1 protein-coding gene is annotated in these 238 nt (G+C 69.7%); it reads left to right on the top strand.

Annotation, left to right across the window (positions count from 1 at the left end; genetic code table 11):
- On the top strand, positions 1-238 hold a 238-nt coding region (locus DBR34_RS21945; RefSeq protein WP_219928353.1), incomplete at both ends, for a hypothetical protein.

Raw genomic sequence — 238 nt, 5'->3', positions numbered from 1 at the left:
GGCGACGGCCGCCGGCAGCCATGCCTTCGACGTCACCGTGACCGACGCCAATGGCTTCACCGCCCGCCAGTCCTACACGCTGGTGGTGATCGAAGCGCTGCAGCAGATCGACACGTTCGTGGCCAATCCGAGCGCGCCGACGTACAGCGTGGACGGCCGCTTCTCGGTCTCGGCCAACGGGGGTGCGTCCGGCAATCCGGTCGTGTTCGCCACCACCACGCCGGCGGTGTGCCGCGTG

The organism is Stenotrophomonas sp. HMWF003, assembly GCF_003061285.1.
GTDB classification, from domain to species: Bacteria; Pseudomonadota; Gammaproteobacteria; order Xanthomonadales; family Xanthomonadaceae; genus Stenotrophomonas; species Stenotrophomonas maltophilia_AP.
Note: the sequence above shows the minus strand (reverse complement) of the source record. Positions and strands in the feature narration are given on the sequence as shown.